This is a genomic window from Hoylesella oralis ATCC 33269, from assembly GCF_000185145.2.
Lineage (GTDB): Bacteria > Bacteroidota > Bacteroidia > Bacteroidales > Bacteroidaceae > Prevotella > Prevotella phocaeensis.
Window position 1 is genome coordinate 188,480 of record NZ_GL833119.1, and the last position, 23,383, is coordinate 211,862.

12 protein-coding genes are annotated in these 23,383 nt (G+C 47.4%); 2 read left to right on the top strand and 10 right to left on the bottom strand.

Annotated features, from left to right (window positions below; genetic code table 11):
• Nucleotides 1-115: 115 nt before the first annotated feature.
• Entirely contained in the window at nucleotides 116-1,420 is a 1,305-nt protein-coding gene (locus HMPREF0663_RS03560; RefSeq protein ID WP_004368815.1) for an MATE family efflux transporter, read from the bottom strand.
• Between the two features lie 418 nt (nucleotides 1,421-1,838).
• Between HMPREF0663_RS03560 and HMPREF0663_RS03565 the strand changes: the two genes are divergently transcribed.
• Nucleotides 1,839-3,602: a 1-deoxy-D-xylulose-5-phosphate synthase gene (locus tag HMPREF0663_RS03565; protein ID WP_004368818.1), complete on the top strand. Its 1,764-nt coding sequence runs from the start codon at nucleotides 1,839-1,841 to the stop codon at nucleotides 3,600-3,602.
• Between the two features lie 239 nt (nucleotides 3,603-3,841).
• On the opposite strand, the gene HMPREF0663_RS03570 is transcribed toward HMPREF0663_RS03565, so the two are convergent.
• The 9 genes from HMPREF0663_RS03570 to HMPREF0663_RS03610 all read right to left on the bottom strand — a co-directional run bounded on the left by HMPREF0663_RS03570 (nucleotide 3,842) and on the right by HMPREF0663_RS03610 (nucleotide 19,492).
• On the bottom strand, nucleotides 3,842-4,726 hold the full coding sequence (locus tag HMPREF0663_RS03570; protein WP_004368820.1) for a carbohydrate kinase family protein: 885 nt from the start codon (nucleotides 4,724-4,726) through the stop codon (nucleotides 3,842-3,844).
• A gap of 77 nt (nucleotides 4,727-4,803) precedes the next feature.
• Nucleotides 4,804-5,961: an MFS transporter gene (locus HMPREF0663_RS03575; protein WP_004368821.1), complete on the bottom strand. Its 1,158-nt coding sequence runs from the start codon at nucleotides 5,959-5,961 to the stop codon at nucleotides 4,804-4,806.
• 13 nt (nucleotides 5,962-5,974) lie between these two features.
• Complete coding sequence (locus HMPREF0663_RS03580; protein WP_004368822.1) at nucleotides 5,975-7,774, bottom strand: glycoside hydrolase family 32 protein; 1,800 nt, start codon at nucleotides 7,772-7,774, stop codon at nucleotides 5,975-5,977.
• Nucleotides 7,775-7,960: 186 nt separating this feature from the next.
• The gene (locus HMPREF0663_RS03585) at nucleotides 7,961-9,556 is read right to left on the bottom strand and encodes a glycoside hydrolase domain-containing protein (RefSeq protein ID WP_004368823.1); all 1,596 of its coding nucleotides are present in this window, start codon (nucleotides 9,554-9,556) and stop codon (nucleotides 7,961-7,963) included.
• Nucleotides 9,557-9,573: 17 nt separating this feature from the next.
• Complete coding sequence (locus HMPREF0663_RS03590; protein ID WP_004368824.1) at nucleotides 9,574-10,968, bottom strand: DUF4960 domain-containing protein; 1,395 nt, start codon at nucleotides 10,966-10,968, stop codon at nucleotides 9,574-9,576.
• A complete protein-coding gene (locus tag HMPREF0663_RS03595; RefSeq protein ID WP_004368825.1) occupies nucleotides 10,962-12,695 on the bottom strand; it encodes a RagB/SusD family nutrient uptake outer membrane protein in 1,734 nt (577 codons plus the stop codon). The genes HMPREF0663_RS03590 and HMPREF0663_RS03595 overlap by 7 nt, the downstream gene beginning before the upstream one ends.
• 15 nt (nucleotides 12,696-12,710) lie before the next feature.
• Nucleotides 12,711-15,815 (bottom strand): SusC/RagA family TonB-linked outer membrane protein, encoded by a 3,105-nt coding sequence (locus HMPREF0663_RS03600; RefSeq protein ID WP_016665377.1) that lies wholly within the window; start codon nucleotides 15,813-15,815, stop codon nucleotides 12,711-12,713.
• A gap of 163 nt (nucleotides 15,816-15,978) precedes the next feature.
• The gene (locus HMPREF0663_RS03605) at nucleotides 15,979-18,621 is read right to left on the bottom strand and encodes a hybrid sensor histidine kinase/response regulator transcription factor (protein ID WP_004368829.1); all 2,643 of its coding nucleotides are present in this window, start codon (nucleotides 18,619-18,621) and stop codon (nucleotides 15,979-15,981) included.
• Between the two features lie 172 nt (nucleotides 18,622-18,793).
• Complete coding sequence (locus tag HMPREF0663_RS03610; protein WP_004368831.1) at nucleotides 18,794-19,492, bottom strand: alpha/beta hydrolase-fold protein; 699 nt, start codon at nucleotides 19,490-19,492, stop codon at nucleotides 18,794-18,796.
• Nucleotides 19,493-19,754: 262 nt separating this feature from the next.
• Between HMPREF0663_RS03610 and HMPREF0663_RS03615 the strand changes: the two genes are divergently transcribed.
• Nucleotides 19,755-23,315 (top strand): glycosyl hydrolase 2 galactose-binding domain-containing protein, encoded by a 3,561-nt coding sequence (locus tag HMPREF0663_RS03615; RefSeq protein WP_016665379.1) that lies wholly within the window; start codon nucleotides 19,755-19,757, stop codon nucleotides 23,313-23,315.
• The last annotated feature ends 68 nt before the right edge of the window (nucleotides 23,316-23,383 follow it).

Consider the following 23,383-nt stretch of genomic DNA (forward strand, 5'->3'; position numbering starts at 1 on the left):
CGCAGGAGTCCGGTTATCACAGCATGGTAATCGGACGCTTTTTTATATCTTTTCTTCTCTCATATATAATGTCCCGCTACAACGTATTTATCGCCTGTTCGGCATGCATGCCCCATCAAGCAGCCCCGCTGCCGCGAACAATGCGGCGCAGATAGCGGCGGTAATAGTAATAATAGAGCACACCGGCAGTGGTAAGACCGAAGGGGAAAGCCGACCAGATGCCCAGAAGTCCCCAACGAAACGTGATGCCGAAGAGATAACCCAGCGGAAGCGAGATGATGAAATAGGCCACGAAAGCCACATACATCAATGGTTTTACATGCGATATACCGCGCAAGGCGTTGGCATAGGTACACTGAAGACCGTCGCCGAACTGGTAAACTACAAGCGGTATGATAACCTGCGACACCATCAAGCAGACCTCGCTGCTGTCGGTAAACCAACTGCCTATGGCTCCTCGCAGCAGCATCACAGGCACCGAAACGGCAAAGGCAATGAGTAAAATCAGATGAAATCCCGCCACCGTAGAGCGGTTCAACGCTTCGTAGTCGCGCTGTCCGGCGAAGTAACTCACGCGGATTGCCACCGCTGCAGCCATGCCGTAATAGACCATATAGAAGAACTGAGACACGGTAAGCATCACCTGATGGGCCGCTAAAGCTGCGGTACCGATCCATCCTACTATCACTGAACTGAGGCTGAACGCCGCCGCTTCCATCCCCATCTGCAATCCCAATGGCACACCGAGCCCGCACAGATGGCGCATATCTCCGCGGTTTATCTGTCCTGCAGCGAAACCTTGGCGGTATATACGGTATCTCTTCGAGCAAAAAACGATAACGGCGAATGCCACAGCCATGAGCATTCGCGACAACATAGTAGATAATCCGGCCCCCAAGAGGCCCATTTCGGGCAGCCCGCACTTGCCGTATATGAGCAGGTAATTGCCGATTATGTTCAACAGGTTGCCGCCCAAGAGTATCCACATGGCCGTTTTAGTATCGGTGGTTCCGTCGGCAAGCTGCTTAAATGTATTGAAACAAGCTACGAAAGGTATCGAAACAAGGTTGACGATGAAGTAAGGCTTCATCAGCGGAAGCAGTTCTTCGGGTTGCCCGAGATGGGCGATATTCAGGTAAAGCAATGCCATTATACCCATCAACACCACCGACAAGAACAGATTGGCCGCCAGACTGTTCTTCAACATAATGCCTATCTTGCCCTTTTCACCCTGCCCGTAAAGGCTCCCCACGATGGGGGTAAGCCCGTAAGAGAAGCCCATCGAAAACAACAGAACCAACACGAACATATTGTTGACGAACGCTGCAGCGGCGAGTTCCGGCATACTATGCCGCCCTATCATCAATGTGTCGGCAAATCCGAGGATAATTGTTCCGAGCTGACCTACTATAATCGGCACACCTAAAGAGGCAAGTGCGCGGTAATGGGTGTAGTATTATTTCATTGAAAATCGTATATCGTATTATAATAAACAATGTGAACTCCGCAAATATTGCTTACAACAGAGAGCGGCAGAAGTAAAACTCCCCGTGCCTGTTGTTATTAACGGATAAATGTATAATTATTGTCTAAAGATTTCGGAACTGCTGTATATTTGCCTCTGAACAGACAGACAAGACTGCCGTTTCCACTACCTCTGCCAAATTCAGAAGCAGTAAAAAAACAATAAAGAACTTACGGAAACGCCATAAATTCAAGGATAACGCAATATTTAAATATTGGTATTCGTGTAAATTGTATTCATCTATCCGTAAAATGTTTAATATGTTTTACGAACAATCGTTCTACCTTTGCACCCAAGATATAACGAATGTATTATGTATATAGAGAAAATTCAGTCACCAAAAGACTTAAAAAAGCTGACGATAGAGCAGCTTAACGTTGTTGCAGATGAGGTTCGTGCCGGAGTGTTGAACCGTGTAAGCCATCATGGAGGGCATGTCGGCCCTAATCTTGGGTTCACCGAAGCCACCGTGGCATTACATTATGTGTTCGATGCGCCCGAAGATAAGATCGTTTTCGATGTGTCGCATCAGAGTTATCCCCATAAGATATTGACGGGAAGAGCCAAAGGTTTCCTCGACGACAACAGCATGGATGCCATTTCGGGCTACAGTTCACCATCGGAATCTCCCGTTTACGATAACTTCGAAATAGGGCACACGTCGACTTCCATCGCGCTTGCATCGGGATTACAGAAAGCCCGCGATATCCTTGGAGGCAAGGAAAACGTGATTGCGGTCATAGGTGACGGCTCGTTAAGTGGCGGAGAAGCCTTCGAAGGACTTGATACCTCAGCGGAATTGGGTACCAATATAATTATCGTTGTCAATGACAACGAGATGAGTATTGCCGAGCCCCACGGCGGCATTTACAGGAATCTGAAACTCCTGCGCGATACGAACGGCAAGGCTGAACTGAACTACTTCAAGGCTTTCGGGTTCGAATATCATTACTTAGAGAACGGGCATGACGTGGCTGCACTCGTAGAAATGTTCCGCAAGGTGAAGGATACGCCGCGCCCGATCGTGGTGCATATCCATACCGAAAAGGGGCACGGTTACAAATATGCCGTAGAAAATAAGGAGGCATGGCACTACAATATGCCTTTCGACCTGCAGACCGGTGAACGGAAGAACCAAGGTACAGGCGGGGAATATATGCCGGTGTTGCTCGGTAAATTCCTACTCGAAGAGATGAAGAACGATCCTAAACTGGTAGCAATTACCGCAGGTGTGCCTATGGCAGTAGGCTTCGGACCTGAACAGAGACGCCAAGCAGGGCGCCAATTTGTCGATGTAGGAATAGCAGAGGAGGAGGCTGTCGCGCTTGCATCGGGCATGGCGAAACGCGGAGCGCACCCCGTATTCAGCACATATGCCACGTTCTTGCAGCGTACATACGACCAAATGGCGCAAGACTTATGCGTTAACGGCAATCCGGCTGTTATCAATGTGCTCGGTGCATCTATTTTCGGAATGAACGATTTCACGCATATATGTTTCTTCGACATACCGATGTTCAGTCATATACCTAACTTGGTTTACCTCGCCCCGACTACTTTCGAGGAGATGATCGCCATGGAGAAATGGGCAATACGGCAAGACAAGTATTCCGTGGCAGTGCGCATACCTGAATGGAACGTGGCGCACAGTGATGAAAAGTACGACGAGGATTACTCGAATTTGAATACTTTCAAGGTGGCACATCGCGGAAGCAAGGTAGCTATTATCGCTGTGGGCGACTTCTATCAGAAAGGTGAAAACGTGCAGAAAGCACTGGCTGCCGACGGTATAGATGCTACGCTGATCAATCCCCGTTACCTTACAGGCACAGACGAAGCACTGCTCAACGACCTTAAACGCGACCACAACCTCGTGGTTACCATAGAAGACGGAAGCCTCGACGGCGGCTTCGGCGAACGCATCGCCCGCTTCTACGGCCCTTCTGCAGTGCGCGTAATGAACTTCGGTGTAAGGAAAGCCCTCTACGACCGCTACGATGTGAACGAATTGATGCGCGAAAATCATCTGACAGACGAGCAGATTACCGCCGACATCAAACGCGAATTGGTTTCGTAAATACGGAGAATTGGATTGTAAGGCTGCAGATATCTCTCTGCAAGTTCGGCAGAACCATGTTCTTGGAAATACCCTATAAAACAGATACACCTGCGGTTCATAGCCGATGGACAGTAGATGTAAGCGTCTTAGGCAGTATGCTTGGGGATAATGGTACTGCCGAATATTTATTATAGGCGAAATAAATGTATAAAGAAAGCGCGGTTTCTATGCATGTAAACCGCGCTTTCTTTCGTCTCTCAACCCTTGATGCGTTCGATAAATTCTTTAGGCAAAACAGGCATAGCCCCGTTCTGTGTGCATACAAAAGCACTCACATCTACCGCCAATCTATGGGCTTCGGCAATAGGAAGTCCGGCAAGTATGGCTGCTGTAAACGAGCCCGTAAACGAGTCGCCCGCCCCTACAGTATCGGCAACCTCTATCTTTGGCGTCTCTCTAAACGACATGCTGCCGGGCGCAAACACATAACTACCGTTCACACCGCACGTAAGTACGAGCATATCCAGATTGTATTTGCCGAGGATGAGCCAACATTTATTCTCGATATCCAATCCGGGATAGCCGAACATACGGCCGATTGTAACAAGTTCTTCATCGTTGATCTTAAGCACATTGCAAAGGCGTAGCGAGCTTTGAATAATCTCCTTGGTGTAAAAGTTCTGCCTCAGATTGATGTCAAATATCTTCAGACAACCTTTCGGAGTACTCTTCAAAAATTTGTTGATGGTATTCTGAGAAACCTCATTCCGTTGTGCCAACGATCCCCAACATACGGCACGACAGTGCTCGGCCGCCTCTTTAATATCGCCGGTAAACGGAATATTGTCCCATGCTACGCCTTCCTTGATGTCGTAGGTGGGCACCCCCTCAACATCGAGTACCACCTGTACCGTTCCTGTAGGGAAATCTACACGCGGCATAATGTACTTCAACCGCTTTCGATCGAACGCTTTTAAGGTCTCGTTTCCCAATTCATCGTTCCCTACAGCGCTGATTGCAAGCGATGGAAGGCCGAACTGTCCGACGTGATAAGCAAAGTTTGCCGGCGCACCTCCTAATTTCTTTCCTTCGGGGAGGCAGTCCCAAAGAGCCTCTCCCAATCCGATAATCAATTGTTCCATATCTTTCGGTTTTAATAGATGTTATTGTTGTAGCAGCCGTTTTTATGCTGTTGCTGCGGCAGAACGGCCGGTTTATTTTATTGCGCCACGCGCTTGATGTAGGTAAAGAGGTAAACCACCCCCACCGCCATTACCGCCACAGCTCCTGCCTGATTGGTTATATCGCTGGCAAAGCCCATGAGCAATGGGAATATCGTACCTCCGAAAAGGCCCATAATCATCAGTCCGGACACTTCGTTCTGCTTGTCGGGTACCGATAACAATGCCTGCGAATAGACGATGGAGAATATATTAGAATTGCCATAGCCTACGAGTGCGATCGATGCATAGAGTACGAATTTCGACGTATCTAAAAACATACCGATCATACTCAGTGCCATCATCGTTACACTGATGATGAAGAAAGTACGGTGCTTCATAACTCTAAGGAAGAAAGAACCCGTAAGACAGCCTATCGTACGGAAGATAAAGTAGAGACTTGTGGCAAAGGCAGCATCGTTGAGCGACATGTGCAACCGTTCTATAAGGAGCTTCGGCGCCGTTGTGTTCGTACCTACGTCGATGCCCACATGGCACATAATGCCGATAAACGACAGGAGTACGATCGGTTTGCCAAGGAGCTTGAAGCATTCAGCGAACGTTGAAGGCTTGCTTTCTGCCTTTTCGTTCTCGATCGGCGTGCCCAACAAAAGCAATGAGGCTATGATTCCGATAATCATATATATGGGAAACAGCACCCGCCAACCGAGCCCGAACGAGGGTATGGCCGACATTGCACCCCACATGGCAATATAGGGTGCCATGAACGAAGCTATGGCCTTGACGAATTGTCCGAAAGTTAGAGTAGAGGCTAAGTTATTGCCTTTGATAACTGAAGATACGAGCGGATTGAGCGATGTCTGCATAAGAGCGTTGCCGATTCCCAGAAGTGAGAAAGACACAAGCATGATGCCGAAGCTCTCACCCAATAAAGGAAGGAATAAAGATACAATGGTTACGACAAGCGAAAGGAGCACTGTATTCTTACGTCCGATCTTGTTCATCAGCATACCCGTAGGAACTGAGAATATCAGGAACCAGAAGAATACGAGCGAAGGGAATATATTTGCCGTGGAATCGTTTAGGGATAAGTCTTTTTTGACGAAGTTCGAAGCAATGCCGACAAGGTCTACAAAGCCCATGGCAAAGAAACATAACATCACTGGGATGAGTGTTAATTTAACGGATTTGCTCATAATTAATTTATTATTATTTCGTTATATTATAGATTGTTGCGGCTGTTTTATTGCCTTTCTCGTTATCAATAATAAGCACGTTGTAAGGCTCCGAGGGGAATACTGTGTTCGTAATGGCAAGACGCCCCTCTGCATCGAGCACCTCAATGCTACTCTTATCGACAAATATACGCAGTGTGGAAAGCTTTCCGCGAACCGGTGCAACCGTAACGGAACTAAAAGATTCATTAAACGAAGTGTCGCCGCTCTTCGTACGGTCTACGGCAAAAGTGCCCGCTTTTACATCATATGTCATAGAAACAGCTTCGCCTTTCCCGTTCTGCAGGGTAATAATGCTTCTCCCATTGATAGCAGATTTTATCTCCACTACTATCTCGTATGCACCGTTACCGGCATTGAAAGTTTTCTTTCCTCTGCCTAAATTCTTGGCTATTGCCTTGCCTCGTAATGCCAAAAGCTCAGGAGAAGGGATGATACCTACGTAAGTTTCGCCTTGATATTCATAGAGGTATAAATCACGGGGCAGAGTATTAGCATTGCGATATTGCTTGGTCGGCACCTGATTAGCGTATTGCCAATTGCTCATCCATGCCATTATGATACGGCGATTATTAGGTGCATTGTCAAACGTAACGGCAGCGTAATGGTCTTTACCGTAATCCATCCACTTCGTAACCTGCGGTTTTGACTCGCATACAAAGCGGTGCCCGTCGAAATATCCAGTAAAATATTGAGTGGCATTTCCACCGAACGGACCTCCCGGATTGATATTGCAAATCAGCATCCATTTCTGTTTATCGGTGTTACGTACCGGCAATTGCATCAGATCAGGGCACTCCCATACCCCCTCATGATTACCGTATTCCTGCCCGAAACTACTCTCGTAAGTCCAGTCTTTTAGATTGGCAGACGAATATAAGCGCATCTCTTGTCCTGCTGCAAGGATAACAATCCACCGTTTGGTGGGCTCATACCAGAACATATGCGGATCGCGGAAGTCCGGTACATCTGCGGTAATGACAGGATTTCTATCGTATTTAACGAACGTTTTTCCATCGTCTGTGCTGTATGCAAGGCTTTGTGTCTGGCTTTCACCGGCCGAAGTGTACATGGCAACAATGGCACCTGCACCAAATCCGGCGGTATTGTTCTTGTCTACAACGGCACTTCCGCTGAACACAGTTCCCAAGGCATCGGGCGATATAGCTATGCCCTCGTCGGTCCAGTCTATCAGATTACGGCTCGTAGAGTGCCCCCAATGCATGTTTTCCCATTGGGATCCGTACGGATTGAATTGGTAATAAAGGTGATAAATGCCATCTTTATAAAACATACCATTAGGATCATTCATCCATCCATAGGCCGGCGAATGATGATAGACGGGGCGAAGACGTTCACGATTTGCCTTGTCAAAGACGTTTGACACCTTGATTTCCTTCCAACATATGAACCCCTTTATGGCACCTTCGTTACGTATATTGCCGTTCACATGTATGTCTAACACCGCACTTTTACCTTGATAAGCCGACAAGTCCAACGGAACGTAATAGTCTACATAGTCGGTTGCCAAGCGTACATTGAGTGTCTGTGTCGCATAGCTGTCGATCAGAACCTTGATATTGCTCATTTCAGCACGCTCTTCTACGGGAAGTAACAGGTACTTTCCGTCCAAAGAAACCCGTAACATGCAATGGTTATTGCTAAGAAACATCATGTCAACAGGCTTCTGACCATGCACAAACAGCGGATTCATTGCCAATAATCCCAGCGCAACCCGACGGAAAATGCGGCTTAAAATCTTGGTCGGTTTCATATTTTTCGATTGTTTATTATGTAGCACCGAACGTTATATACCATTCATCTACAAGGTTATTGTCTGATGCAAATATAGTTTATTTTTTCTATTTTACAGGTTGGGAATATTTATTTTTTTCTTCTGTTTTCGTTATCTTGCGGCACAACACGCATATTATGCCGCAAGAAAACCATTTATGTCATCTTAATATTGGCTCACTTTAATATTGCTAACGGTAATCGAACCACTATAACAGTTGATACTCCAGCAGTTCTTTTGGATACCGTAGATACGATTAGTATAGTTACATATATCGTTGATGTACATTACACATACGCTGTTGTCCGTATAAATCGTTACATTGTAAGTGTTATCCGCAGGGCGCGAGAATATATAACCGTCGATGCCATCGATGAAACCCTTACCGGCTGTTCCCTCTTCTTCGAAGTTTATCTTGCGGTTGGCATCACTTTCAGGGTTGACGACCAATGAATAAAATTTGTTCGAATCCGATCCGCGTACCAGCGATATGCCGAACTTATCTTCATTACCATTGGTTTTTACGGTAAACGTTATCTTATTATGTCTGCCCAAACGATTAAACAATACATGGCTATTACCCGATAAACTATAGCCGTTTTCGTTCTCAGTAACACCGGTATTGCTTTTATCCATCAGCTTTACATCTTGCGAAGAGTCGTATTTTTTGGCTATTCCGCCCACTTCACCCAGCGTAAGAGTGCCGTCGGCATGTTGTATTACGCGCTGTACAACGAGGTTCCCGCCCCATTCGGGCTCATTGGGATATGCCCCGACTGCCGTGTTATCTTCTCCCGAACGCGTGGGACACCACCCCCAGATGTATCTGTCGGTACCGTCGGATGCCGTCTTTCCCGCATAAAAACCGCGGCTGTCGAGGAAACCTTCATGGTTGTCGGGCCACTTACCTGCATCGTTTGCGGTACATGCCTTTAGCTCATCGAGCGTTTTCCCCTTAAAATATTGCACCTTACGTATGGCAGCATGCTTCTCGCTATATACCAAATACCACCAGTCGCCCATCTTGAAAACATCGGTACATTCATAAAATCGGTCCCACATCATGGTCATAAACGTTCCTGCACTGTTCCATGTTTTCAGATCGTTCGATGTAAACTCTGCCAATGTTCCTTTGTTATTTTTCTGCGTAGAAACAAGCATGTGATACACGCCAGCATCGTCTTTGAACACAAAAGGATCGCGGAAATCGTCTTTGCTATAGCCATAATCGATACCTTTCAGGAAGAACGTGCGACTTTTATGCCATGTCTTGAAGTCGGAGGATGTAGCCATCATCACCACTTCCGTACACTCCGAAGAAGACGGTTGATACCTGTGCCCGGTATAAAAAGTATAATAAAGTTTATCGCTCTCCGAATATACGGTAGATCCGGTACCGAGTGCAGCGTCTTGTTCTGCCAGTCCTCCGCAGCTGATGAGTTCTCCTAACGAGGTATAGTCGGCCACATTCTTCGTACAAACACCCCATATAGGGTGATACGTACCCGACGGATTAGGGCGATAGTCTTGCAGATAAAGTATCTTAAAGTCCTTTGCTATGGGATCATAAAACGGCATAGGATCGCCTACATATCCGCTATAAGGCTTATAATAAGTTGTCTGCTGTTGCTCGTCTGCAGAATGGAAATAAGTCGTAGTGTTCCAGTCTTTCTGCTCTGCAACCTCGTCCTCGCTGCTGCAACCGGCAAGAGGAACTGCCATACATGCTACGAATGCTATTGTATTGATCATCTGTTTCATGATGTATATCTTTCGTTTTACTTGTTTTTTAGATAGTTGAACGCATTGAGCGTCATCTTTGCAACATTCTTATGATAGTTCTCCGTTACATCGGCTATGCTGTACCAATCGTAACATCCAGAGCCTATACAAAGAATGGTTCCCTTGTTTGCAGTCGATGGGAACTCCCATACAACGATTGCACCATCGCCTCCGTAAGCCAAATCCTGTGCGCCCGTTTCGTTTCGCCACGTAGCATAATCGGCATAGCCTCCCCAGTCGGTACCGATATGCCACTGCGCTGTAGAATTCGTAATGCGGTAACCGGCATCGCAGGTATATACGTTATTAGGCTCGCTGCTGTTCATGATGAGATTTTGGAATAACGGATGTGCAGTATGTCCTTGTATGGAGAAGCTCCAAGGCGAGCTTACTGTTTCGGCACTGTTTTCTGCCTGTCCCCAGCAGTTGTTAGGACAAGCATCGTTCTTCACGGCTCCTATTTCTGCCGGCATATTGGTTGCGAAGCGGGTAAAGAGGAAAGAACCGCCGTTATCATAATAATCTTTCAGCCTTAGAGCGGCAGCCAAAGCCTCGGGGGCGGCGTTCTCGAAGGCCGATTTGCCGTCTATACCGCCGTCTTTATGGTAATGCCACCATATTACCTTGCACTCACTGAGGTCTACCGTGCCGTTCTTAATATCGGTAAACGAAGCGTAGATGGAGTTCGGAACATTCTCTAACATCCATTTGCAAGCCGTTTGTTCTTCGATGTTCAGTTGATCCATCGTGCTTGCCAGTCCCACATAAACGGCCGAAGGTTTACCTATGGGCGTAACGGTTACGGTATATTCGGCCGATGCCGTATTGTTTTCCACCTTGAATGTTACAGGTCTGCTGAAATCCATGGGCACGCCTGTAGTTGGCGTAATAGTTGCATTGTCGCTGATTTCTACCGTCGGAGTGAGGTTAGAGAGGTCTAATCCTTCGGGTACATATACCGCAATGGCCTTGTTGTTTTCGTCTATGATACCGGTATAGGTATCGTTGATTTTAAACGATTTTATCTTGGCCTCGTCGTGTTTTATAGATATAGTCCAATCAGAGTACACATCTACGTTGGTTACATGTATGGTATGCGGGGCATACATATTAAGTTTGTCGCCGCTCTTTATATCGCTTTGGGCTCCTTCACTGAGACTTAATGCCGTAACTTTCATACTGTCGGTCGCGTAGGTTTCCGGTATACGTACCGTAATAGTGCGGTTCGTGGCATCGATGGTGCCCTCGTAGTTGTCTAAGGCGAAAGCCGTAACCTCGCAGTTGCCGCCGAGTTGCATGTCTGAAACGTCGCTATTGTTGCACGAAGCAGTAGCAAATACGGCAAACAGAGCAAGCATAATGTTCGATACGATTGTCTTCATAATTACCATTCTCCTATGTTTTGTGTGTAATGCCCGTTCGATGCAGCTATCTGTGCATACGGTATCGGTAGGTATTCGTTCTTATTTTTAGTAAATCTGGCCGCACTGTATATGGAGCAGTCATTGGCCTCCTCGGCGTAATATTTGTTGATAACACTGTCGGCTTCTCCCCAACGTACGAGGTCGAAAAAGCGCTCACTCTCCATACCGAGCTCTATTCTACGTTCCATTTTTACTATTTTCAGTGCCTGTGCTTGGTTGTAAGTGCCGGCATAGGTGCTCACATTCATCCTCACGCCATACCTGTTTTCATAGTCTGAAATGACGCTAAGACTCTGTTTGGCCCTTGTGCGAAGCCTGTTAACTATGGCAATGGCCTCTGCTATACGGCCGTCGTTGAGCTGTACAAGTGCCTCCGCACGCTCTAACATAACGTCTGCATAACGGAAAACGATACGGTTCATCGGTGTTCCCCACCACGAACCTTTAATCAGATAGCCGCTTGCAGGATCGACGTTCTGCTTCAACGTTACATAATAACCGTACAAACCATTGGAACGGCTCCACGTTGCACTCTCGTCCATCATATAGTCTTTGTTGAATTCATAGGGCAACCCGGGCAGACCTACCGTAAGGAAAAGGCGCGGATCGGCATAGTCTGTCGACTTGTCATAGTCGTTCTGATTGAACGTATCGATATAAGGAAGTCCGTTCCTATCGGTACGGAAAGCGTTTACAAGGTTCTGACTGGGCTTGTAGAAGTCGCATCCGCCGTCGGTAACTCCCGGGATATTCGGTACAATCAAGCCATAACTCCAATTCAGGTTGCCGTAGGTAGTTCCGTCGTTCATAGAATATTGCATGGCCCAAAGGCTTTCCTTACCGTTCTCGTATTGCGGTTCGGGGCGGAAGTTGTTATGGAAATCGGTCTCCAAACCATATCCCCCTGCGGTGTAAATGGCTTCCTCGGTGTATTCTACCACCTTTTTAAGATCGTCGTTCGATATGCTTGTTACCTCATTAGTGCTTGCATTATCCTGATGATACGCCTTATAGAGGTACACTTTAGCAAGGAATGCGGCGGCAGCAGCCTTGGATGGGCGGCCTACTTCGGCCTGCTTCACGGGCAACACCTTATATGCAGCTTCAAGATCATTAATGATTTGCTGCCATCCCTCGTCGTTCGAATACTCCGTGTTCGACAGGTTATTGTACTCTTGCGTAGTAAGATTTTCGTTCATAATGAAGGGGATGTGCTTATAGAGCCGCTTCAAAAGGAAGTGACCGTAGGCACGTAAGAATTTCATCTCTGCCAAACGCTCTTCTTTCAGCGTATAAGTGGAACCGTCGGTCTGGTCGAGCAGAGCTATTGCAGTATTCACACGTGATATGCAGTTGTACAAACGTTGCCACATATCGCTGATGTTCCAGTTGGTAGTTAGTATGCCTTGCGAGATTTCAAGTTGGTGGAACACGTCTCCGTCGCTCGTTCCGTTTCCGCCTTTATAGGCATCATCGCTTCGTACATCGAAGTTCCACATCGAGAAAGAGGAATTGATGTCTTCGGCAGAAATCCATACGGCGTAGGCAGATATAACGAGATTGTCTACATATTTGGCATCCTTCACCTGATCGTCGCTAAGTGTTCCTTGAGGAACCTGCCTGTCGAGGAAGTCTGAACAGCTGCTGAACGACAGGAGCAATATAGCTGTACATATATATATTATCTTTTTCATATTGGTTTGCAGTTATTAGAATGTAACATTAATTCCGAATGTAACGTTAAGAGGAATAGGATATCCGTAGTTCGGGTTTTCCGGATCTACACCCGTAAAGTTACTGCTATGTATCGTAAACAGGTTTTGTGCGCTTACATACATGCGCAGTCGCTCCATAAAGAGTTTACTTGCAATGCTCTTAGGGAAGTTGTATCCCAGCTGAATAGTACGCAGTTTCAGGTACGATCCGTTCTCTACCCAATAGGTAGATACGCGCTTTTCGTTGTTATTATCAGACAATGTAAGTGCCGGAATGTTGCTTCCTGTGTTCGTCGGACTCCATGCATCGAGCAGACGCGTGCCCTTGTTGAGGAAGCCGATATTAAGACCTGCCCAAAGATCAGTTTCTTTCTTAAGGTCGGAAATGATATCTACACCTTGAACACCTTGCCAAAACATGGTAAAATCAAAGTTCTTGTACTCCAAGTAGATGTTGAAACCGTAAGTAAAATCCGGCACCGGATTGTATATCCAATCTTGATCTGCTTCGGTTATCTTGCCATCATGATTAAGGTCTTTCCAACGAATACGTCCGAGACCTGCACCTTCTTGTGTGGCATGATTGTCTATCTCGTCCTGACTTTTAAATATACCATCGGCAACATAACCTACCTGTGCGCCCATCGGATGGCCGATCACGCTCTTTACACCGTTACCTCCGAATGTGCCGTTAGCAGCTACCGTGTCGGGGAGTTTTGTTATCTTGTTGCGGTATGTACCGATGTTACCGGTAATATCGTATTTAAGTCCGAAGCGTGTAGAGCCCCTATAACCTATGTTAAACTCCAGACCTCGGTTCTCCATCTCGCCTGCATTAATCCATTGAGTACTGCCTTCACCCATCGCGGCAATACCTGCCATCTGCACTAAAATGTCTTTTGTCTTCTTAAAATACCAGTCGAAACTGCCGTAGAGTGTGTTGTTAAGGAAAGCATAATCTAATCCTAAGTTCGTTTGAGTGGTTGTCTCCCACTTGATGTTGTCGTTTCCGATCTGGTTACGTTTAAATCCCGAGCTCAATGTTTTTCCGCCATTGGTGCCTCCGATATCGTAGGAAGTACCGTAACTTTGCCCGCCATTTTCGTTTACACCATAGTTACTCACGTAAATAGTATAGCGTGCAATGTTGGAAATCTCTTGGTTTCCCGTCTGTCCCCATGATGCCCGAAGCTTCAAATCGTCGATCCATGAGGCTTGTTTGAGGAAGTTTTCATGGTTAAGGCGCCATCCTATCGATACGGAAGGGAAGGTGGCATAGCGGTTGTTCTTACCGAAACGCGAAGAACCATCATGGCGTACTGTCAACGATGCCATGTATTTGTCGTCGTAGTTGTAGTTTAGTTTCCCGAAATAGGAAACAAGCGAGTAGCCCGAACCCGTTCCATAGCTCTGCGCAATGCCTACTCCGGCATCGGGCCACATATAGTTCGGGTTAAGTATAATGAAGCCCTCTTTGTAACCGGAGAAGTTTGTATCGTCTTCACGGTTAAGCTCTATACCTAACATGGCATCGGCACGATGCTTACCGATCTCCATGTTATATGTGGCAACAGCATTCCACATCCACTTTGTCCAGTGTTCCTGTTTGGCTTCCACAGCATTAGTAGCCTTGGCAACATTACCCTCTGTGATAGGATAAGTAAAGATACGTTGCATTTTCTGGCTATAATCTAAGCCGAAAGTCGAACGAACATTAAAGCCTTTGAATAGGTTGAGATTGACGAAGGCATCACCGAAAAGACGCCAATATGTATATCTATTGTCACTATTACGCTGCAAACGTGCCACGGGGTTCTCACGGTCAGGGTAACCACCCACAGGACCTGCGTACTCTCCCTTGTTGGTATATATGGGTAAGGAGGGGTTGAATTGCAGCACATTTTCCAGAAATCCGCCGGGTGCCTGTACTTCCGACGTGCGGTTAAGAGTAAAATGTTCGCCCACGGTCAATACATCTCCGACCAGTTTATAGTCCGAATTCATACGGGCAGAGAAGCGTTCGAAGTCGGAACTCTTAATAATTCCCAAGTTTTTGTAGTAGCCCAACGAAAAATAGGAACTACCTTTTTCAGAGCCATTGCTTACGGCTACGTTATATTGTTGTATCACTCCGGTGCGGGTGGTCTCATCAAACCAGTCGGTATCGGCGGCAGGCGTCGTCCTTGCAGCATCCAAATATTTCGACATGGTTATACTATTAAGTACGGGATATCCCTGCGCATCGTAGCCCCAATTGTATGTGTAGCCCAATCCGTTGGTATTCGGATTCATGCCATCGTTCACGTATGCCTGCCACATCACTTGCCCATATTCCTTGGTATTGAGCACTTTCATCTTGTTGGCATACATGGATGCGGAGATCGAAGCGTCCACATCGATCCTAATTCTCCCGCTCTTACCTTTCTTAGTGGTAATGATAATCACGCCATTGGCGGCACGACTACCGTAGATAGATGCCGAAGCTGCATCCTTTAGAATTTGGATACTCTCGATATCATTACCGTTAAGTTCGTGCATACCTGCCTTGGTTGGCACCCCATCAATAATATAAAGAGGATCGTTATTGTTTAGAGTTCCGATGCCTCGAATACGCACCGTGGCACTTCCAGAAGGCGCTCCGTCGGCGGTAATGTTCATTCCCGGCACCCGTCCTTGCAGTGCTTTCATGGGATTATTCTCGTTCTGTTTGGCGATCTCATCCACACTTACTACCGATATAGCACCTGTCAGATCGGCTTTGCGCTGGGTGGTGTAACCGGTAACGATAACTTCATTCAGTGCTTGCGCATCCTCTTTCATGGTGATATTCATATCGGGAGCAGCTTTCACCGTAACAGTTGTGAAACCGACATAAGAGATATTAAGCGTTGCCCCCAACCTGACATTCAGTTTGAAATCGCCATCTACATTGGTCAGAGTGCCATTGCTTGTGCCCTGTTCCATAACAGAAGCCCCGACAATCGGCTCTCCGTCGGCAGCAGACACAACGTGTCCTTTTACTTCCATGCCTTGTGCACTTGCCGAAACACAGCATACAAACAGCATGAAGCTAAATAGTAGTAACTTCACATACTTCATATTGGCATACATTTTTAGATTTAGATATTAGTTTCGTATGCCGCAAAGTTATGATAGAAGGAATAAATTGCAAGAAAGAAATCATTCATACGATGCAACAAATCGTTCATGTAACATTTTTAGGATTATTTGAACGATTTGTTATATCCATGCCCTAAGCTCATTAAACCGACTGCATATCGCCGGGAAGCACCCCGAAATACTCTTTATAGCATTTGGAAAAATAAGACGGAGACGAGAAACCGACATCGTATGAGACCTCTGCAACGGTTTTAGATGTTGACTTGAGCAGCCGTTCGGCATGCTTCAATCGGGTAATGCGGATAATCTCAACAGGGGTAGAGCCTGTAAGTGCCTTGATTTTACGGTAGAGTTGTACGCGACTGAGCCCCATCTCGGCGCTCGCGGTCTCCACACTAAAGTCGGAATTGGCAAGATGTTTCAATACTACAGCCCTGAACTCAGACAGGAACTCATTCTCCGCATCGGCAGCAGATTGCGGCATATCTTCACTGTTGCTGTAGATATATTTCAGATGGCGCCGGCTCTCGAGCAAGTTTTTTACACGAGATTTCATCACTTGACCATTGAACGGTTTGGCTATATAGGCATCGGCACCGCAATCGTACCCCTCGGCTCGTTGCTCTTCAAGTGCGCGTGCGGTAAGCAAAATCACAGGAATATGACTCGTAATGGTATCGGCTTTTACCCGTCGGCAGAATTCCAAGCCGTCCATAACAGGCATCATCACGTCGCAAACAATAATATCCGGCACGCTCGTCATTGCCTTTTTCAATCCCTCTTTGCCATCGGCAGCCTGCGAAATATCATACTCTTCGCCCAATAGAGCCATGATATAAGCGCGAACATCCATATTATCGTCGATCACAAGCAACCTCGGCTTCTCCTTATTATCCGTGTCTGTAACTTTGCTTGTCATCATTTCCGTGGCTGCATCGAGTGCTGTCATATCCTCATTCTCCTCCTCCGTAGGCGTATAAACCGCCTGTGTTTCCACAGTTCCATGATCGTTGTTGGTCAACGGGAGCGTTACCGTGAAAGTAGTGCCCTTCCCCTCTTCACTGTCTACAACGGCCGTACCGTGGTGCAATTCGGCAAAAGATTTCACAATGGCAAGCCCTATTCCCGTGCCTCCTCCATAGGAATCTTTCACCTGATAGAACCTCTCGAAGATACGGCTCAGTTCGTCTTTGGCAATTCCCATGCCCGTATCCGTCACACAGATGCTCACTTTATCGCCGTCGGTTGCAGCTTTGAGCGTTATCCGTCCGCCTTCTTGTGTAAATTTCACGGCATTGCTCAACAGATTATAGCATATTCTTTCCACCTTATATATATCTGCACGCATGCGTATGTCGTCGCTGCATTCGAGTTCCAAGGCAATCTTTTTCTTCCTTGCAGTGGCAGCAAACACATCTATCCACTGTTTCAAGCAGTCCGAAAGATTAAAATCGCTCAACGTGAGCGTCATCTTTCCGTTCTGTATCTTGCGGAAGTCGAGTATTTCTCCCACCAATCGGGTAAGGATATTCACATTACGCCTGACTATTTGCAGCATAGTACGTTGCTGACGGGTAAGATTTTCATCGTCGATAATGTGCTCCACCGGATCGGCAATCAGCGTGAGCGGTGTGCGCAATTCATGACTGATATTGGTGAAAAACTGTAGTTTTGCATTGGTTGCTTCTTCCTCCATACGCCGTTTCATAACGGCTGTACGGTAAATATAGGTAATAAATCCGATGAGCAACAGCGTAATGATACAGAAAAGAACGATATATACTTTCTGATGATTATATTGGGCTAAATAAGTATCCACTCGGTCGTGAAGCGAATAGAGGCGGCTCCTTTGCTTGCTCATCTCCTCGTTTTGCATCAATAGAACGCCAGCATTGTCGCGTGTAACGAGGGCCCCTTTCAGATAGTTGTCGCGTTTATAAGGCTTGCCCTCAAGAATATTCATGGCCAATTGCAACACAAGGTCGCCGCGTGTGGGGTATATATACGAGGCAGAAAGCCATCCGTCGCGCACGTTTTCCAATCCTCCGCCTGCTACAGGCAATGCATCGATGCCCACATACACTATGCTGTCGAGTCCATGTTGCCGTGCCGCTTGCAATGCACCTACGGCCATGCGGTCGTTCTGCCCGAAAACACAGTCGATATTTCGACGTTTCATTAGGATACTGTCCATTGCCGAGTATGCTCTATCTTTCAGCCAATCGGCATAGCGCATATCTATAAGTCTGATATTCGGATATTTGCCAATGGCCTTCATAAAACCTTTATGACGTTCTATAGCCGGTGAAGAGCCGTTGAGGCCTGCTATTTCGACTACGTTTCCCCTTCCACCGAGCTTACGAGATATGTATTCGCCCATTGTACGGCCTGCCTCGAAGTTATCGGCGCCTATAAAAGCGGTGTACTTCTTAGAGTCTGTCTTACGATCAAATAGTATTACGGGTATTCCCCTATCGTATGCTTTGTCGATAGCAGGCGAGATTGTATGCACTTGATTGGGAGATACGATCAATAGGTCTACCCCCTGTCGGATGTATTCGTTGATCTGTTCGATTTGTCTGCGGTCATCATCGTTGGCAGATGCAAATCTGATGCTCACGTTATCATGAAGATACGTCCCCATTTGCAATTCCTCGTTCAGCTTTTCGCGCCATATATCTTCGCTACACTGCGAAACACCTATAACATATTGCCCTTTCCGATTGCCGCATGATGCCATCAAAAGCGAAAGAAGAATACATACTAAGAACTTTTTAAATCCCATCAGACTTTGTTATTGGTTTGCTGTAAGAAAAACGCAGTATGAAAAATACTGTATCGGCGACTTCTTTTTTTATTGTTGTCCGGAAAGATTATCGCCCGAAACCGTCATCGCAAAACTACGAAAAAAATATGATTAATCGAAACATTCTCTATGTAAAAGTAACGAAAGGATATCAAACATTGCCACACTTTCCCATCAGCCACGCAAAAGCCTTTGCCGTTCGTCCACCGGAATCTTTAAAATGATTGCCTTCGTTCCATTCGAGCGTGCATGCAATCCCGTGTGCCCGTAATTGCTCATGCTGCATCCTAATGGCCCCACCCACCTGTGCCATCACCGCATTACGTGCTTTCTCTTCCTTATCGCCGAGGCTTAAATACACGGTTTGCGCCTTCATTCTATGGCTCAGGATATAGCTCTTCCAGCGGGGAAACCATACGGAAGGCGACGCAGCAGCAATACCTTCGAAACACGAACTGTTATAACCTGCCCACAAGGCAAACAGGCCGGCAAGGGAATAGCCCCCGAGCAGACAACGCATGTGCTGCATATCGTATCCGCGGGCAGCCGACAACCACGGCGTAAGCATATTCGTTATAAACGCAAGAGTGCCCTGTGCGCCCTCGCCGAAAGGTATTCTACCGAATACGGCAGGTGCGGCCCACGGCGACAGCTCGCGTTGCCAATCTTCTATTTTTATGGCAACAAACACAAAAGACCTGCTTGTCAGCGAACATATTGTTTCTATTTCGTGCTCCAACGCTGCCAGATCGTGTTCGTCTACTGGTTGCAACAGCAGAAATTCCGGCCGTTCCTGCTCGTACAGAGTGCATGCTCTGTCGCCGATTGTGAATACCGTTTTCTTCATCATACAACATGTGTACGCCTATAATATGCTGCGGCGTGCGGTTACAAAGATACAACAAAGAATTGAAAAAACAAACGGTTTACCGGCTGTGCAACAGCGCATGTCTGCCACAGAAATACTGTTTATTTTCATTGCACGGTACATTTGTCGGCGTCAGGCATACGGTCTGTTCGCATTAAATATCGTATCTGCTCTCGTAAAACGCAGAAAATATTCCGCATTTTCATATTTTTTACTATCTTTGCCACCGATAAACACCTTTTCTATGAAATCAAACCGGCCTTTATACATCATTGCCCTTCTATTGCTGTTTGTCGCTATAAGAACCGTAGGTGCCGACTATACGCGCGGTATAGGTAAATATCCGGGCTCGCCGAAAGAGAACTTTGCCCCCGCGATGCTGGCAGACAATGCCTATCGCAACGTGGCCTTGCACCGCATGGCCTACCATTCGTCGGCCTACGACTATAATCTTACGGCACAATTACTGACCGACGGTATCATCTGCAAAGGTAATGTGGTGAGCATGGACGCCTCGACCAACCGCGGCACATTGCCTGTGCGCGAACGCGAGTGGGCTATAGACGGAGGAGCGTATTCGCGGAATATTCTCTACGGCAGCGATGCCTACCTGCAATACGTGTGGCACGGAATGGCCGTACATGCCGATCGGGTGAAGATACAAGCCACGGTTGCCTATCGTGAAAGCGAGGTCAAGGAAGGTTACGCCATAGAGGCACTTACGCAAGATGCAGACAAGAAATGGCGTGTTGTGGGCAGAGAAACGGGCAAAGGGCTGCCCGGAACAGCATCGAAATATAAGGCTCACAGCGATCCTAATAAGGTAACGGATGACGATATGCTGCCTGTACGACGGATAGAAACCGAAATAGCGTTGAATAAAGAGAAAGGCGTGTTCGATACCTTTAGGTTGCAACTGCGTATGAAAGGGGCTGTACATTGGTCGGTTACCGAAATAAAGTTCTTTAAAGGCACCGAACCCGTAACCGATGTGTTGCCTTCGTCGGCTTTCAGCAGCGCGTGGATGAGCGCCGAAGGCGGCGAACAATGGGCTTACATCGACCTCGGTGCGCCGACAACTTTCGATTGTGTGAACCTTTATTGGTGCGGCAAAGCGGCACAGGGCGCCTTGCAGACATCGGATGATGCTGCGAATTGGACAACCATTGTCTCATTACACGGCGGCAAAAACGGTCTTGAAACGGTGAAATGCAAGGGGCGCGGGCGCTATGTCCGCGTGCTGTTACGAGGTAACAAACCTGATGAACGTTACGTATTGAGTGAAATCGAGGTGTTCGGACGAGGCGGCCTGACGGCCCGACCGCACAGTATAGCGGGAACAAATGGCCATAAATTCATGCTCGACGGCGGCAACTGGCGCTTGCAACGGGCATCGGAAGTAAAGCAAGACGGGGCGCATGTGTCGTCTTTAGGCTTCGACGACAGTCGTTGGATTACGGCTACGGTGCCTGCAACCGTGCTTTCTTCTTATGTCAACATTGGCACCTTGCCCGATCCGAACGCCGCCGATAACCTGTTTTACATATCGGAATCGTTCTTTAATGCAGACTTTTGGTACCGTAATACATTCGAATTGCCTCGACAGATGGTAGGTAAACGACTGTTTCTTAACTTCGACGGCATTAATTGGAAGGCCGATATCTACCTTAACGGCAATAAGATAGACCGCATAGAGGGGGCTTTCGTGCGTGGCAGAACAGATGTTACGCGGCTCTTGCACGCAGGAACAAACGTGCTGGCCGTGCGTATCGTGAAGAATGCACACGCGGGAGCGGTGAAAGAGAAGAACGAAATAAACACAGATTTCAACGGGGGTATTCTCGGCGCAGATAACCCCACGTTCCACGCAACCATAGGTTGGGACTGGATATCTACCATCCGCGGACGTAACATCGGTATATGGAACGATGTTTACCTGACACGCGAGGAGGCCGTAATCCTGCGCGATCCGCTCGTTACGACAACGCTCAACCTGCCCGACACGCTGGCTACGATGACACCGACAGTACGGCTTTGCAACAACGAGTCGCATGCCGTAAAGGGCATACTCCGCGGATGGATCGGCAATATCCGGTTCGAAAAAGAGGTGCGCCTGCCCGCTTCGGCTGAGGTGGAAGAGGCATTCTTGCCCGACAGTTTTGCCATGCTTAGAAACCGGAAGATGCACCTATGGTGGCCGAACGGTTACGGTGCACCTTATTTATATAAGGCGGGGTTCAGCTTTACGATAGACGGAGCGGCGACAGACTCCATCGATTATCGTGCCGGAATAAGGCAGATGAGGTACAAGGATGCTGAAACAAAGCTGAAACTTTATGTGAACGGCAGGCGCGTAGTGCCTTTGGGTGGCAATTGGGGGTTCAGTGAAAACAACCTGAACTACCGCGGAAGAGAGTACGACATAGCGGTGAAGTACCATAGGGATATGAACTTCAACATGATACGCAACTGGGTAGGACAGACAGGCGATGAGGAATTTTACGACGCATGCGACAAATACGGCATCATGGTGTGGCAGGATTTCTGGTTGGCCAACCCGGCCGACGGCCCTGATCCTAAGGACAACCGCATGTTCATGCACAATGCATACAACTATGTGAGCCGTATTCGCAGCCATGCAAGTATTGCCTTGTACTGCGGACGCAACGAAGGATTTCCGCCGGAAACATTGAATAAGGAACTCAGGCAGTGCGTGGAGCAACTCCATCCGGCGATATTGTACATTCAGAGCTCGGCTGACGAAGGCGTAAGCGGGCATGGTCCTTACCATGCATTGCCTGCCAAAGAATATTTCGAGCGGCAAACGGGTAAGCTGCATTCGGAACGCGGCATGCCCAACGTAATGACCTACGAAGGACTGGCACGCACGCTAAGACCGGAAAAGCTATGGCCCCAAGGCGACGCATGGGGCAAACACGACTATACGATGCAGGGTGCGCAGCGCGGAGAAGCATTCAATAAAATTGTTGAAACGGCTTTCGGAACGGTAACGGATGCCCTGCATTTCGCCGCTCTTGCACAGTGGGAGAACTACAATGGCTACCGAGCAATGTTCGAAAGCGGCAGCCATGACCGCATGGGACTGCTCATCTGGATGAGTCATCCGTGCTGGCCGAGCCTGACATGGCAAACGTATGATTATTATTTTGAGCCTACTGCGGCCTTTTTCGGGTGCAAGAAAGCATGCGAAACGGTACATATACAGTGGAATGCCCTTACACATATGGTTGAAGTAGTAAATATAGGAGCCTGTCGCCATGAAGACCTGACGGCGGAAAGCCGTGTACTCGACATGAACGGGAGACCGCTCGATTATCGGATAAACAGGCTGTATTGCGGTGCCGACACCACTATTTTATGTAACAAGGCGGATGCTCCGCAAGGCACGGAAGGTGTGTATTTCATTGATCTGAAGCTGAAAGATGCCCGCAAAAAGGTGGTTTCGGAAAACTTCTACGTATGCAGTACCGCTGACGGAGACTATAGAGAACTGAACAATTTGGTGAAATCGCGCCTGAAGGTGTCGGGTGTATGGAGCGAAAACAGCGTAACGTTGCGGTTGAAAAACACCTCTGAAGTGCCGGCAATGATGCTGAGACTGAACCTGAAAGCAACAGACGGCGAACAGATATTACCCGTATGCTACAGCGACAACTACATTCATCTGATGCCGGACGAAGAGAAAAAGATCGTTATTTCGTGGAAAGAGGAAGATTTGCGCGGGCAGAAAGAGAAAATAGAAATCAGCGGCTTCAACATCGACACGCTGGAACACTCCCGATAGGCATGCTTTACTCTCACCTTTCAAATATATTTCTGAAATAAATTACCATGAAAATAAAATATGCAAAT